Here is a 13,907-nt window from a genome sequence, read left to right as displayed (position 1 = left end):
AGGCCTGATTGACCGCTATCTCGCCCGTTCGATTGCGGTGCCCTTGATCGGGACGCTCGTGCTGGCTGCAATGCTGCTGGTGCTCGAGAAAATGCTTCGCCTGTTCGATTTCGTGGTGAACACGGGCGGGCCGCTTAGCGTCGTGTGGCGGATGCTGGCCAATCTCCTTCCGGAATACTTCTCGCTGGGCATTCCGATCGGGCTGATGCTCGGAATTCTGCTCGCGTTCCGCAAGCTGGCGCTTTCATCGGAGCTGGATGCGCTTCGCGGAATCGGCATCGGCTTCGGGCGGTTGCTGCGCGTTCCCTATTTCTACGCGCTCGGCCTGATGCTGCTGAACATCGTCATCGTCGGCTGGGTCGAGCCCTATTCGCGCTACCGGTACGAAGGCCTCCGCTTCGACCTCCGCTCGGGGCGCTTGGCGCCTCGATCAAGGTCGGCGAGTTCAACAACCTCGGCAAGCGCCTTACATTGCGGATCGACCGCAGCGACGACGACGGCACCCGGCTGTCGGGCATCTTCGTGGCTGTCGACGACAAAGGCGGCACACAAATTTCGGCGACTGCCGAAAGCGGCCAGTTCTTGGCGACCGACGATCCGGAAACGATCATCTTCCGTCTTCGCAGCGGCCGATTGATCCAAGATTCGTCGAAGTTCCCCACGCCGCGGACCCTGTCGTTCGAATCCTATGACTTGCCGATCAGTGTTCCCGCCGGCGACCGGTTCCGCAGCCGCGGTAACGACAAGGATGAGCTGACACTTCCCGAGGTCGCGTCGGTCGCCGCCAACGACCCGGACCTGAAGGACCGGCTCGAGGCGCGGTCCAACTTGCACTTCCGGCTGGTCGAAATCGCGATGATGCTAATGCTTCCATTACTGGCGGTCGCGCTTGCCGTGCCGCCCAAGCGGAGCAGCTCAGCGCTCGGCATCTTCTTTGCGATCGTGATGGTGGTCACCTATCACAAGATCAACCAATACGCGCAGAACATGGGCTCGCAGGGCCGGATAGCGCCGGAGCTCGCGCTGTGGTTGCCCTTCCTGCTGTTCGTGGCGATCATATTCTGGATGTATCACGTCCTTGCTCACCGGCCTGGCGGCCAGCCGATCGGTGCGCTGGAATGGGCGGCGGCGAGGACCGGAAAGGCAATTCGCCGCATGATTCCGAAACGGCGGGTTCCGGCATGATCAATCTCGATTTCCTGCCCTCGCGGCAGCTTGGGTGGTATCTCACCAAACTGTTCGTCACCCGCACCTTTGCGGTGCTCGTCCTGCTGGTGATCGTGCTGATGGCTCTCGACCTGTTGGGCGAGTCCGGCAAGATCCTGCGGGTCGAAGGCAATGGCGAGGCCGAACTCTGGCGCTACGTTTCGCTGCGCGTTCCCTTGCTGGTGCAACGCTTCCTGCCTTTTTCGGCGTTGCTAGGGACGCTGATCGCGCTCGCCTCGTTGAACCAGAATAGCGAGGTGGTGGCGATGAAGTCCGCTGGTCTCTCAGCCCACCAAATCCTGGCACCGATGTTGATCGCGAGCATCGCACTCGCCGGCGTGGCTTTCGCCTTCAATGAAGTTGTTGCGGTCGATTCGAACCGTACCGTGACGGCTTGGAGCGATAATGACTACGAACCGCTCAGGGCCGAAAGCGGGGTTCAGTCGAACGTCTGGGTGCGGAGCGGCGACGACTTCGCCCAAGCCAAGCTTGTGATGGGCCGCGGCTCCGATGTCCGGCTTCGTCACGTCACCGTTTTCGAGCGCGAGGACAATCGCCTCGCGCGGATCGTCAAGGCGGAATCCGCAGTCCAGGCTGCGGGCGGCTGGCGGCTTGAGAATGTCTCGACCTACGACGCCGACATGAACTTCGCGCGCCGACTGCCTTCGCTCGACGCGCTTCCGGGCGTCACGCCGGACCGGTTCAACCTCGCCAAGGTCAGGGCCGACGAGCAGGATGTCGTCGAGTTGAAACATTCCATTGCCGACCTTGAAGCGGCCGGCCGGCCGACGGATGAAGTACGCGCCGGCTATTGGCACAAGTTCAGCGGACCACTGTCGGTCGTGCTGATGCCGCTACTGGCGGCGATCGCCGCATTCGGGCTAGCGCGTTCGGGACAGGTCCTGCTTCGCGCGGCGGCCGGGATGGCGCTCGGTTTCACTTATTTCGTCGTCGACAACCTCAGCCTCGCGCTCGGCAATGCCGGCGCCTACCCGGGCTGGCTCGCGGCATGGGCGCCGTTGCTGCTGTTCTTCCTGATCGGGGAAGCGATCCTGATTAGATCCGAGGAGTAGGCCCCCGCCATGATGCCGCGGCAAGGCGTCCGATAAGCGGGAACAGACCGCGGCGATTCGACGCATGATAAGCGGAATCCTCGCCCAGCTCGACAATCAACCGGCGGTGCGCGACCGGAAGCGCGTGATAGGGAATGCCCGGAAGCAAATGGTGAAGCGCGTGGTAGCGCAGGCCGACCGGCGCCCACAGCTCAGCCCAGATGCCCGGCGGCGGCACATTGATCGTGTCGAGATATTGCTCGGTCACCGACATCGGGTCGCCCTCGTTCTCCCACAAATGCGCGACCAGAGTACGAACCTGATTAAGCAGCATCACGCCCGACGCAATGCCGACGAAAATGGCGAAAGCGCGAAGCGGGACGATGCCGGTGATGGCGAGAGTGACGAGCGTAATCGCCCACAGGCTCGCCGCCCCCTCCATCCAGCCCCAGGCCCGCGCGAAATCGCCCTCGGGCGGCTTGCGGCGGAACAATGGGTTGATCTGAAGGCCCGAAAAGCGACCGACCACCAGTGTCCGAAGCTTGGGGCTAAGCATCGACAGTGGGGTAAGCACCGCGAAACGGAACAGCAGTGCGACCGGCGCAAGCAGCGCGGCGGCCAAAAACAGCGGCAGCGTCCACGGCTTCATCAGCGCCAGCGGAAGATATTCGGGGTCCTCGACGGTTCCGTAGCGGATCTTGGCATGGTGCATGTTGTGGATGCCTTCGTACATGAACGAGGGCACTAACAGCGGCACGCCGACTACGGCGTTCCACGCATTCTTGAAGCCCGGGAGCGAGCCCGCCTTGATGTGCGTGATCTCATGAATGAAGGAGCCGGCGCGATAAAGCGCGAGAATTGCAACCAGCGCAGTCACCAGCGTCCCGGCCAGCGTTGGAGCGACAATCGCCAAGGCCAGGGCGCCATAGCCGACCAGAGCGGAACCGAGCATGTCGAGCCAGTAGACGGCCGCATTCGGCGCGTTGAGCTCGCGCGTCAGGTTGGCTGCGGCGCGCAGCATCGCCTTGTCGTCGCCCTTGGGACGCGAAGCCGTCGCCGCGCCGATTGCGGCCTGTTTGATGAGTGTGGCGCTGGTCATAGGTCTCTGTTTCGGCTTTGCCGACTGCCCAAAGATAGTGGCACGATCATGGCCAGAGAAGGCTGAGCCAAGGCTGAACAAGCTCAAACCGTGACATTAGCGGCTCAAGCCACTAGCCAAACGCACGATGAGTGCGCTTTCCATCCGCCCGGTCCGTAGCAAGGCCGATCGCAAGGCCTTCGTCGATTTCGCGTGGGAGGTATACAGGGACGACCCGGCCTGGGTTCCACCGCTCAAGAGCGAGGTTCATGCCCTGCTCGATCCGAACCACAATCCGTGGTTCGGCCATGGCCGCGCCGAGCTTTTCCTGGCTGAGCGCGATGGCAGAGTGGTGGGCCGCATCAGCGCCCAGGTCGACGATCTTGTGCAGGACCGGATGCCCGCGACTGGCCAGTGGGGCTTCTTCGACGCGCACGATGGCGATACCGCAGCCGCGCTGATCCGCGCCGCGGAAGACTGGCTCCGTGTTCAAGGGATGAAACACGCGTTGGGCCCGATCAGCCTTTCCATCTGGGACGAGCCTGGTCTCCTCATCGAAGGATTTGTCGAGACGCCGCTGGTGATGATGGGGCACCACCGGCCCGAATACCGGCAATGGATTGAGACCGCCGGTTATGAGAAGGCCAAGGACCTTTACACCTTCGCGCTCGACATACGCATCGACATGATTCCGGTGATCGACCGGCTGATCAAGTCGGGTGAGAAGAACCCGCGTATTCGTATTCGCGATGTCGACAAGTCGCGGTTCGACGAGGAAGCGGCGCTGGTCCTCGACATGCTCAACGACGCATGGTCGGACAATTGGGGCTTCGTACCCTTGACCGAAGCGGAGATTGCTTATGCCGGCAAGAAGCTGAAGCCGATCATCGTCGGCGATCTCGTCAAGATCGTGGAATATGACGGCGATCCTGCCGCTTTCATGATCACCATCCCTGACGTCAACGAGATGATTGCCGACTTGAACGGGACCCTGTTCCCATTCGGCTGGGCCAAGTTGCTATGGCGACTGCGCAAGGTGACCACACGGCGAGTGCGGGTGCCGCTAATGGGTGTGCGCAAGAAATTCCACAACAGCCGGTTGGCGAGCCAGTTCGCCTTCATGCTGATCGAGTTCACGCGCCGTGTGTGCGTCAGCAAATATGGTGTCTATTTCGGCGAGTTTGGCTGGGTGTTGGAAGACAATCAGGGCATGATGTCGATCGCCCAGCTACCCGGCGCTGGTGTCAATCATACCTATCGAATTTACACCAAGAAGCTCTAGGCCACTTCGATCGCTACCGGCGCATGGTCGGATGCTTTCTCCTCAGCCCGGGCCCATTTGTGAACTTCCGCTCCCAGCAGCCGGTCGGCCGCGCGCGGCGAACAGAGCAGGTGATCGATCCGGAAACCCGCGTCCCGCTGCCAGGCGCCGGCCGTATAGTCCCAGAAGGTGAAGAGCTTCGGCTCGTCAGGATGGAAGGCGCGAAGGGCGTCGGTCCAGCCCTGGTTGACCAAACGGCGGAAGGCCTGCTGGCTTTCCGGCTGGAACAGGGCGTCGTTGGCCATCGCCCTGCGACTAAAGGTGTCGCGGTCCTCGGGAATAACGTTGTAATCGCCGGCAAGTACGACCGGCCTCTCTTCCGCCAGCAGTTCGGCGGCGTGGGCGCACAACCGTTCCATCCACTTCAGCTTGTAATCGAACTTCTCGGTGCCAATCGGATTGCCGTTGGGAAGGTAGATGGACGCCACCACAAGCCCGCCGGCTTCGGCCTCGATATAACGACTATGCGTATCGTCGGGATCGCCCGGAAGCCCGACCCGGCGAAGCGTCGGCGCCTCGCCCTTTGCCAGCACGGCGACCCCATTGAAGCCCTTTTGGCCGTGCCAAACCGCATGATATCCCGCGGCCTCAATATCCACGATGGGCAGTGCCTCATCCGCGCATTTCAGCTCCTGGAGGCAGACAATATCGGGCTGCTCGCGCTGAAGATATTCGATCAGGCGCGGCAGCCGGGCGCGGATACCGTTGAGGTTGTAGGTGACCAGCTTCATCGCCGCTGCCTAGCGCAGGCCGGCAATGGGGCGCTAGATGCTGAAGCTGGTTCCGCAGCCGCAGCCGGAAGCCGCATTGGGGTTGGTCACTCGGAACGCGGCGCCGCCCAGTTCTTCGACATAATCGACCTGACTTCCGGCAAGCATGTCGAGACTGATCGGATCGACCACCAAGGTCGCGCCGGCGCACATCGTCGACGAATCGCCCTCTTGGGGCTCGCCGAGAGAGAATTTGTAAGTGAAGCCGGCGCAACCCCCGCCGTCGACCGCCAGGCGCAAAACGGGCGCCTTGCCCTGCCGTTCGGCGATCAGGCGAACCCGCTCTGCGGCAGATTGGGTCAGGGAGATGGAGGCTTCAGTCACGCGTTGGAGATAGGTGCGCGGACCCTGCGCGGCAAGCTTAGCGCTTCGGCGAGCCCTGCGGGCCGCCCTGGGCGACGTGGTTATCCATCGACACTCCGCCGCCATTCCTCTGCATGGCAAGCAGGTAGTCGGTGGATTTCATGAACGGCACCGGATTGACGGCACGGCCCTCGATGCGGACTTCATAATGGAGGTGGCTTCCGGTCGACCGGCCGGTCGAACCCATGTAGCCGATCAACTGGCCGCGCTTCACGCGGGTCCCGGCCGAAACGAGGATTTTTGAAAGGTGGCCATAGCGGGTTTCGATCCCGCGGCCATGGTCGATCTTGATGAGGTTGCCGTATCCGCCGCTGTTCCAGCCGCTGTCGCTGACGTTGCCGTCGGCGGTGGCATAGATCGGTGTTCCAACGGGACCGGCGAGGTCGATGCCCATGTGGCGGGCTGCGCCCCCGCTGAACGGATCGGAGCGGACGCCGTAGCCCGACGTGAAGGACGCGGTCTTGACCGGCTTGTCGGACGGGACGGCGATCGCGCCGCTCTGCAGGCTGTCGAGCTTCTTCCAGCTGGTGAACAGTTGCTTGAAGGTCGAATCGCTGGTCGCGCTCACCGGCTCGTACGGGCCGCCCTGCGCCCCGGTAGAAGTCGTCACAATGTACTTGAGGACTTCCGGATCAATTTCCTCGCCCGAAAGCATCGCGGCCAATTGCTGCTGTCGATATTCGAGCTCGGCAACGCGGCGCTCGGTAACGGCGGCGAGGCGGACGAGGTCGGTCGGGATATTGCTGGTGACGGTGGGCGCGGCGGGGGAGAGGAAGCGGATTACGGAGAAGGTCGAAAAGGCAATGAGCAGGCCGATGGCGAGAGCGGCAATCATCTGGGCGTAAGCCGGGATCGTAAATCGACGAAGCTTGCTTCCGTCGTGCACGAAGAAATCGCGGTCGCGGAACAGCGCGCTCGTCATGCGGATCGTCCTGGTCATTTTACCACGCTCCAAAAATCTCGCCGACGCGCCTACGTGACGCGCCGCCAACTTCTCTTCTCCTGGAGCCTGAGGCCCCTCCCTTTTCCGAGATACGCGTTTTGCCCACCCGCATCTGGAAGACGTGAAGGTGTCCCAGAGTGGTTAAGGAATACAACCTTGGGTTCCCCGGTTATGGGTGAATGGCGTTCGCTGCGGGATGAACCGTTTGGAAAACTTGATTCAGGTTAAGCCTGACCGGGTCTTCCCTGAGATTTCTTCACATTTCTGCGTTGTCGCTTGCCCGCCTCGCTCATTGGGTTATGCGTGGTGTCGGGCCACGCCGTCCCAACGCGGCGCGCGCTCTCTGCGAGGAGAGTTACATTGACGACCACCGACAAGCCGCCACTTCCGGCGCGGCCGTTTTTTTCTTCGGGGCCATGCGCCAAGCCGCCTGGATGGGCTCCCGACAAGCTTTTCCTCAACGATCTCGGCCGGTCGCATCGTGGTACGCTCGGCAAACAACGCCTCAGATATTGCATCGACCTGATGCGCGAGACGCTCGCGCTTCCCGACACGCACCGAATCGGCATCGTGCCCGGCTCCGACACTGGCGCGTTCGAGCTCGCCATGTGGTCGATGCTCGGCGCTCGTCCCGTCACTTGCCTCGCTTGGGAGAGCTTCGGCGAAGGCTGGGTGACCGACGCGGTCAAGCAGCTGAAGCTCGACCCGACGATCATCCGCGCCGATTATGGCGACCTGCCCGACTTGGCGCAGGTGGATTGGTCGAACGATGTCCTGTTCACCTGGAACGGCACCACCAGCGGTGTGCGCGTGCCCCACGGCGAGTGGATCGCGGCCGACCGTGAGGGGCTGAGTTTCGCCGATGCGACCAGCGCCGTGTTCGCCTATGACATTCCGTGGGACAAGGTCGATGTCGCCACTTTCAGCTGGCAGAAGGCGCTCGGCGGGGAAGGCGCGCACGGAGTCCTCATTCTCGGCCCGCGCGCGGTCGAGCGCCTCGCGAGCTTCGTGCCCGATCGGCCACTGCCCAAGCTGTTCCGACTGCTTAAATCGGGAACTTTGAACGAAGGAATTTTCACCGGCGAAACGATCAACACGCCGTCGATGCTCGCCGTCGAAGATGCCATATTCGCACTCGAATGGGCGCGCGGCGTCGGCGGGCTCCAGGGCATGATTGCGCGCACCGAAGCCAATGCCGCGGCACTCGATCGAATCGTCGCCGGGCGCAACTGGCTGGGGCATCTGGCTCAGGACCCATCGAGCTGCTCGAAGACCAGCGTGTGCCTGACCGTCGACGGCGCTGACGCGACTTTCATCAAGCGCTTTGCTGCCTTGCTCGAGGCGGAAGGCGCAGCCTACGACATCGCCGGCTACCGCGATGCGCCTCCCGGCCTGCGTATCTGGTGTGGAGCGACGGTGGACACCGCCGACATAGAGGCCCTTGGGCCGTGGCTCGACTGGGCATGGAAGGAAACCAGCCAATGATCTCGACGACGCTTCTCGTGCTCGCCGCCGTAGTTCAAACTTCGCAAGGCGCGCGCCAGCAGGCCAATGTCGTCATGCCGGAGAATGCACGGCAGCGGCAGTTCCAAGAGCAATTTGGCTATGCGGACGCGGTCGTCAGCAACGGCATCGCCTATCTTTCGGGCGTCCCCGTCTATCTCGCGCCCGGCGAGACGGATACAGACAAGGCCTTCACACGTGCATTCGAGGCCCTCGGCAAAATCCTCGCCCGCGCCGGCGCGAGCTGGGACGACGTAGTCGAGGTTCGCAGCGTCCACACCGACGTGAATGCCCAGATCGACGCCATGGTGAAGGTGAAGAACCGCTACATGAAGGGCAAGCCGCCGGCGTGGACGGCGGTCGGCACAAATGGCCTCCTTCAGCCCGGCGGGATCGCCGAGATCACGCTTGTCGCCCACGTGCCGGAGAAGCCCAAGAAATGACCGTACGCGTCCTCATCTCCGACAAGATGGACCCGAAAGCCGCCGCGATCTTTCGCGAGCGCGGCATTCATGTCGACGAGATCACGGGCCAGTCACCCGATAAGCTGAAGGCCATTATCAGCGGGTATGACGGCCTCGCCATCCGCAGCTCGACCAAGGTCACGAAGGACATCCTTGATGCGGCGACCAATCTGAAGGTGGTCGGCCGCGCGGGGATCGGCGTCGACAATGTCGACATCCCTGCAGCCACCGCCGCCGGCGTGGTCGTCATGAACACGCCTTTCGGCAATTCGATCACCACGGCGGAGCATGCCATTGCCCTGATGTTCGCGCTCGCCCGCCAGCTCCCCGAAGCCGACGCCAGCACCCAGGCCGGCAAGTGGGAGAAGAACCGCTTCATGGGTGTCGAGGTCACCGGCAAGACGCTGGGTCTGATCGGCGCCGGAAACATCGGCTCGATCGTCGCAACGCGGGCGCTCGGCCTTCGCATGAAGGTCGTCGCCTTCGACCCGTTTCTGACCCCGAGCGCGCGCTCGATCTCGGGATTGAGAAGGTCGAGCTCGACGAGCTGCTGCGACGTGCCAACTTCATCACGCTGCACACGCCGCTGACCGACCAGACGCGCGGAATTCTGTCGCGCGAAGCATTGGCCAAGACCAAACGAGGGGTGCGGATCGTCAACTGCGCGCGCGGCGGGCTGATCGACGAGGAGGCATTGAAGGACGCGCTCGACAGCGGTCATGTCGCGGGTGCGGCGCTCGACGTGTTCGAGAAGGAGCCCGCCACCGCTTCGCCCCTGTTCGGGACGCCGGGCTTCATCTCGACCCCGCATTTGGGTGCATCGACCAGCGAGGCGCAGGTCAATGTGGCCATTCAGGTCGCCGAGCAAATGAGCGACTTCCTCCTCCTCGGAGGTGTCACGAACGCCATCAACATGCCAAGCCTGAGTGCCGAGGAAGCGCCCCGACTGAGGCCCTACATGGCGCTCGCCGAAAAGCTCGGGAAACTGGTCGGCCAGGTTGTCGGCGAGGACATCAAGGGCGTCTCCATCGAGGTCGAGGGTGCCGCGGCGCAGTTGAACCAGAAGCCGATCACCGGCGCCGTCCTGGCCGGGCTGATGGGCACCTATTCGGACACGGTGAACATGGTCAACGCACCGTTCCTGGCCAAGGAACGCGGCCTCGACGTTCGCGAGGTCCGCCATGACCGCGAGGGCGCCTACCATACGCTCGTCGCGGTCGAGGTGACGACCAACAAGGGTGCTCGTCGTGTCGCGGGAACGCTGTTCGGAGTGCATCCGCGTCTCGTCGAGATGTTCGGGATCGAGATCGAGGCCGAGCTCGACGGATCGATGCTCTACATTGTGAATACCGATACACCCGGCTTCATCGGCAAGCTCGGAACGGCGCTTGGCGAGGCGGGCATCAATATCGCCACCTTCAACCTTGGCCGTCGCAAGGCGCATGGCGAGGCCGCAAGCCTCGTCGCGGTCGACGGCGCGATTGGGCCGGAAGTAGTCGAGACGCTCTGCAATCTCGAAGGGGTGCGAAGGGTCGTGCCGCTACGCTTTTAGGCGCTCGCTATCCACGCGCGGGCCGTGGCAATGACGCGGTCTCGCCCCATGTCGATGTCGGCTAGCGACGACCGCACAAGGACATTGGGCAGCACGCCGCGATCGGGTTGCGGGCGCAACGGGTAATAGCCCTTGATCGGCAGGTCGAACTCAAGCCCGCTGCCGGGCAGCCGGACAAAGAAATAGGCGCCGCCGTTGATGCCCCTAAGGTTCCCGCCGGTGGGCTCGCCGAACAGCCGCACAAGTCCGGATTCCTGCGCCCGCCGGGCGAATGCGAAAGTGGCCGAGCTGCAGGTCGGGCCGACCAGCGCGGCGACCGGCAGGCTGAGACGCGGTCCGACCGCCCTTATGGTGTCGCTCCCCTCCTTGCCCAGCTCGAAAAAGCCGTCGCCGGCGTCGACCGCTTTCTCGCCGATCGTTCGAAAGCTGTCGTCCCACGTATCGAGATAAGGGTCGAGGTCCTTTGGGGTGCGGCGGTAGCGGACCAGTTCGCGATAGCCCGCAAAGTCCAGATCGCGACCCGCCAGCCGAGCGAGGATGACGTCGCCGCAATCGTTGCCGCCTTCGTTGGCGCGAAGATCGATGATCAGGCCCTTGGCGCTCGTAAGACTGTCGAGCCGATCGCCGAGCCACGCCTGCCAGTCCCACTTGCTGTTGTACATCACCCAGCTTGGCATGGTCAGAGTGGCGATGCCGTCAGCCATCGCCCACGTCCAGAAGGGCTCGGTAGCGCCATTGGTGTCTATCGTGGTTCGTGCCGCCAGCCGCTGCGCGGATGTAAGTGCCGCAAACCGACCATCCGATACCCTTCCGTCCGGCGTTCGAAAGCGCAATCGGAAGGCGCCGCCGACCGGCGGGCGAAGCAGGCTTTGGAAGATGTCGAACGTCTCGATCTTGTCGGTGCCGAGCATCGCCATCTGCTTGACTCGCTTGGCGTCGTTTGAGCCGTCGGCGCGGGCATAGGGCAGCAGCCGCTTCAGAAGGCGCGGCGCGGACTCGCCGCCGATGCTGAGGATTTCGGTTCCGCGCGGCAGCTTGCCAGTGCCGCTGCGGTCGGCGACCACGGCCATCCGTCCGTCGATCCAGTCGAAGGCGAATGGCAGGCGCGTCGGCCGCTCGAACAAGGCCGAGGTTGTCGCCTTCTTCTGATTGTATGGATTGCAATGCGTATGCCCGCATCGAACCAGCGCCGTGAAGGCCGAAAGCAGGAGGAAGCGCTCGTCGAGGCTGCGTGCCGCCGCGAAGTCGCGCTGCAGGTGCTGCAGGCGTTGCTCGACCTGTCGCGGGCTCTGATAGCGGTAGAGGCCGGGGTGCAGGGCCAAAGCGCGGCGGGCGATGGCAATATCGTCGGCGATTTCGCCTGCGCCGGGACCGGCGCGAAGACCGGCGTGGCTGGCCAGCAGTGTAGCCCCGCCTCCGGCGATTGTCTGGCGTCGCGACAACATCATCATGTTCTCCATCGTGCGCGCGGCGCCGAAGACGAACCAACCGCCCGGGATCATAGACGGGAATGTGCAGACGAAGAAGCGCGTGCTTGATGGCAAGGACCGACGCTGCCACACTCGCCCTCCCCGGATCGCTGTTGCGAAGGGACGCGTCATGCCCCGAATTCCGGCGCTCTTGTTTCTCACGCTCCTCGGCATTTCCGGATCTGGGAATGCCGAAAGGTGGCAGGAACGTGTCGATAACGATCGCATCAAGACTCGCCTCGATCTCGATTCGATCAAGTGGGACAGCGATTTGCTGACGTACCGGATGGAGATGACCTACAAGAAGCCGCCCATTTACGTCGGCAGAAGGGTCATTAGCACCTCGATGATCGATTGCCGCACGAATATGCGGAAGCACATCGCCACCGAGACGCATTTCCCCGATGGAACGGTGCGCAAGACGGGTGGCGCCAATCTCTGGATGAAACTCAAGGAGATTGATTTCGGGACGGGCGTCCGCAACGAGCATTGCGGAACAGCTCAGTAGCCTCTTACCATCCGCTGCCTAGAGCTTCGCCCGGCCTTCCAGCACGTCCTCAAAATGACGGACGACGCGCGCCGCCTCAACGCTCGCACCGGGAGCGATCGGCACGCGCAAGTGCCCGCGATAGCGTGCGGTCTGTCCCAGCCCCACCGAGCCATAAGCCGTCAGGCGCATCGCGAATTCGACCGAGGGGGTCGCCCCCTGCTCGATCCGGACGCTAGCGAACCGAGAGATGCCCTTGCCCAGCAACTTGAAATAGGTGTCGCCCACCAAGACACAGTCCCGGCCAAAGATCACCGGTAGCCCTGACCGCGTACCACCGCGCGGCATGCGCCAATTGTTTTTCCGCTTGGTCATCGCGCGTTCTTCAGTCCGGAAGCGCTCGAACTCCGCCTGAGGCACGGTCCAGCCGGCAATGACGCCTTCGCCCCGACGCAGTTTCCGCGCCAGCGCGGCGGCGTAGAGATAGTTCGCGGTCGTGAGCGCGGTGACGACTAGGAGAACCGCACCGAGATTTCGCGTCACCATCTTCGCCGACCCCGCCTCAGGCGGGGCGCCAGTCCACGCCCACAACGTTGCAAGCAGCAGCCCGCCAGTGACTGCCGCCATCATCCGCGCGTTGGCGCTCGCTGCTGTGATCCCCCGGTCTCGCATGGCGCCACCATGGAAATGCGGTGGCGGACCAATGTCAAATTCAAGCGCGCGGGGCAGCCCTCCGGCCCTCCCCTAAGGCGCCGCCGCAACCGTCCTCGAGGCTGCCTGCCGCCGCGAAGTCGCGTTGCAGATGCTGTAGGCGCAGTTCGAGCTGTCGCGGGCCATGTAGAGAAGGAGGCCGGCGTGCAAGCCCGCGCCACCGCTTACACGTCTCGTACTACCGCGCCGCCCGCTGCGACTGCGGCGGCGACTGGTAGGTCGAAGGGCGCTTTTGCGCGACCATAGGGAAGGTCTCTCCGCCGTGATAGGTCACGGTTCCGCACATGAAATCGCCCTTGGCCGACAGCTTCCCGTCGAACCGCACGTCGCCCTCGCGCGACGCGACGACCATGTGGATATCGTTGCCGGTCAGGCTGATGTTGCGAACAACGACCGGCGCGGTCCGTACCGGTGCCAGCGATCCGCCATATTCGGCGCCGACGAAGCCAATCGACATCAGGCCAAAGCTGGGCAACCCCCGCGGCACCATCAGAAAGTCCCAGTGGCCATGAAGGTTGGGCGCCTGGGCGCCCGCCGCTGTGGGGCCTGGGTCGCATCGGACGTCGATAGCCTTTGCGGGAACCGGCGCCGCCGCGGCAACCGCTGAGGGGAGAAGGACCAAGGTCGTCAAGGCAAGAGTCATCAGGGGCTTCATCGTCATTTCTCCATGTCGGGTAAGGCGTAAGGCGGCGGAACTTGCGTCGGCACGAACCCCGCATCTCCCAATGGTCTCCGCCGCGGCAAGCGGGGTTTTCGTGAATTGCGCCCGCTATTTCGCCAACTTCGCAATCATGCCGTTCACGAAGCGCGAACGGATGTTCTGGGTTGACCCACCGATGTCCGCCGCTTAGCGATGACGCCGATGACATTGGCCCGCCCCTCGAACCTCAACGCCACTTGGTGGCGCGCGCTCGCTTATGCGGCGGCGCGATGGCGCGGCTGGTGACCACGGCCTAACGCCGAAACACCAAGCCACCCCACGGTAAGC

At 63.4% G+C, this 13,907-nt stretch carries 12 protein-coding genes and 2 pseudogenes; 7 read left to right on the top strand and 7 right to left on the bottom strand.

Translation table 11 applies throughout. The features are described from left to right. Positions 1–70 precede the first annotated feature (70 nt). Positions 71–1,185, top strand: a pseudogene (locus tag G7076_RS01285) (LptF/LptG family permease). After that, positions 1,182–2,279: an LPS export ABC transporter permease LptG gene (gene lptG, locus G7076_RS01280; RefSeq protein ID WP_166199729.1), complete on the top strand. Its 1,098-nt coding sequence runs from the start codon at positions 1,182–1,184 to the stop codon at positions 2,277–2,279. The pseudogene G7076_RS01285 and the gene lptG overlap by 4 nt, the downstream one beginning before the upstream one ends. On the opposite strand, the gene G7076_RS01275 is transcribed toward lptG, so the two are convergent. Then, positions 2,263–3,357: a fatty acid desaturase gene (locus tag G7076_RS01275; RefSeq protein WP_166199727.1), complete on the bottom strand. Its 1,095-nt coding sequence runs from the start codon at positions 3,355–3,357 to the stop codon at positions 2,263–2,265. The two genes, lptG and G7076_RS01275, sit on opposite strands and share 17 nt — an antisense overlap. A 127-nt stretch (positions 3,358–3,484) precedes the next feature. Here G7076_RS01275 and G7076_RS01270 point away from each other — a divergent pair, with 127 nt between their 5' ends. Next, entirely contained in the window at positions 3,485–4,618 is a 1,134-nt protein-coding gene (locus G7076_RS01270; protein ID WP_166199725.1) for an N-acetyltransferase, read from the top strand. Here G7076_RS01270 and xth read toward each other — a convergent pair. From xth to G7076_RS01255, 3 genes are read right to left on the bottom strand one after another with little or no spacing between them, the layout of a single operon-like run. Further along, complete coding sequence (gene xth, locus G7076_RS01265; RefSeq protein ID WP_166199724.1) at positions 4,615–5,388, bottom strand: exodeoxyribonuclease III; 774 nt, start codon at positions 5,386–5,388, stop codon at positions 4,615–4,617. The two genes, G7076_RS01270 and xth, sit on opposite strands and share 4 nt — an antisense overlap. 33 nt (positions 5,389–5,421) lie before the next feature. Continuing rightward, complete coding sequence (locus G7076_RS01260) at positions 5,422–5,751, bottom strand: iron-sulfur cluster assembly accessory protein (RefSeq protein ID WP_240913828.1); 330 nt, start codon at positions 5,749–5,751, stop codon at positions 5,422–5,424. Positions 5,752–5,788: 37 nt separating this feature from the next. Beyond that, a complete protein-coding gene (locus G7076_RS01255) occupies positions 5,789–6,730 on the bottom strand; it encodes a M23 family metallopeptidase (RefSeq protein WP_166199720.1) in 942 nt (313 codons plus the stop codon). 363 nt (positions 6,731–7,093) lie between these two features. On the opposite strand from G7076_RS01255, the gene G7076_RS01250 reads away from it, so the two are divergent. The 3 genes and pseudogenes from G7076_RS01250 to serA all read left to right on the top strand — a co-directional run bounded on the left by G7076_RS01250 (position 7,094) and on the right by serA (position 10,252). Then, positions 7,094–8,218 carry a phosphoserine transaminase gene (locus G7076_RS01250; RefSeq protein WP_166199718.1) on the top strand — a complete coding sequence of 375 codons (1,125 nt, stop codon included), beginning with the start codon at positions 7,094–7,096 and terminating at the stop codon, positions 8,216–8,218. After that, entirely contained in the window at positions 8,215–8,679 is a 465-nt protein-coding gene (locus G7076_RS01245; protein WP_166199716.1) for a Rid family hydrolase, read from the top strand. Before G7076_RS01250 ends, G7076_RS01245 begins: the two co-directional genes overlap by 4 nt. Beyond that, positions 8,676–10,252: pseudogene (serA, locus tag G7076_RS01240) on the top strand (phosphoglycerate dehydrogenase). The gene G7076_RS01245 and the pseudogene serA overlap by 4 nt, the downstream one beginning before the upstream one ends. Here the strand turns inward: serA and G7076_RS01235 are convergent. Continuing rightward, positions 10,249–11,703: a S41 family peptidase gene (locus tag G7076_RS01235; protein ID WP_240913827.1), complete on the bottom strand. Its 1,455-nt coding sequence runs from the start codon at positions 11,701–11,703 to the stop codon at positions 10,249–10,251. The pseudogene serA and the gene G7076_RS01235 overlap by 4 nt on opposite strands. 148 nt (positions 11,704–11,851) lie before the next feature. On the opposite strand from G7076_RS01235, the gene G7076_RS01230 reads away from it, so the two are divergent. After that, positions 11,852–12,229, top strand: coding sequence for a hypothetical protein (locus G7076_RS01230; protein ID WP_166199714.1), 378 nt, complete (start codon positions 11,852–11,854; stop codon positions 12,227–12,229). 18 nt (positions 12,230–12,247) lie between these two features. On the opposite strand, the gene G7076_RS01225 is transcribed toward G7076_RS01230, so the two are convergent. Both G7076_RS01225 and G7076_RS01220 read right to left on the bottom strand, forming a co-directional pair. Continuing rightward, positions 12,248–12,880 carry a hypothetical protein gene (locus tag G7076_RS01225; protein ID WP_166199713.1) on the bottom strand — a complete coding sequence of 211 codons (633 nt, stop codon included), beginning with the start codon at positions 12,878–12,880 and terminating at the stop codon, positions 12,248–12,250. A 217-nt stretch (positions 12,881–13,097) separates the two neighbouring features. Then, complete coding sequence (locus G7076_RS01220) at positions 13,098–13,562, bottom strand: hypothetical protein (RefSeq protein WP_166199711.1); 465 nt, start codon at positions 13,560–13,562, stop codon at positions 13,098–13,100. Positions 13,563–13,907 lie beyond the last annotated feature (345 nt).

It is taken from the genome of Sphingomonas sp. HDW15A (assembly GCF_011301715.1).
Taxonomy (GTDB): domain Bacteria; phylum Pseudomonadota; class Alphaproteobacteria; order Sphingomonadales; family Sphingomonadaceae; genus Sphingomicrobium.
This window is presented reverse-complemented; position numbering and strand designations above follow the sequence as displayed.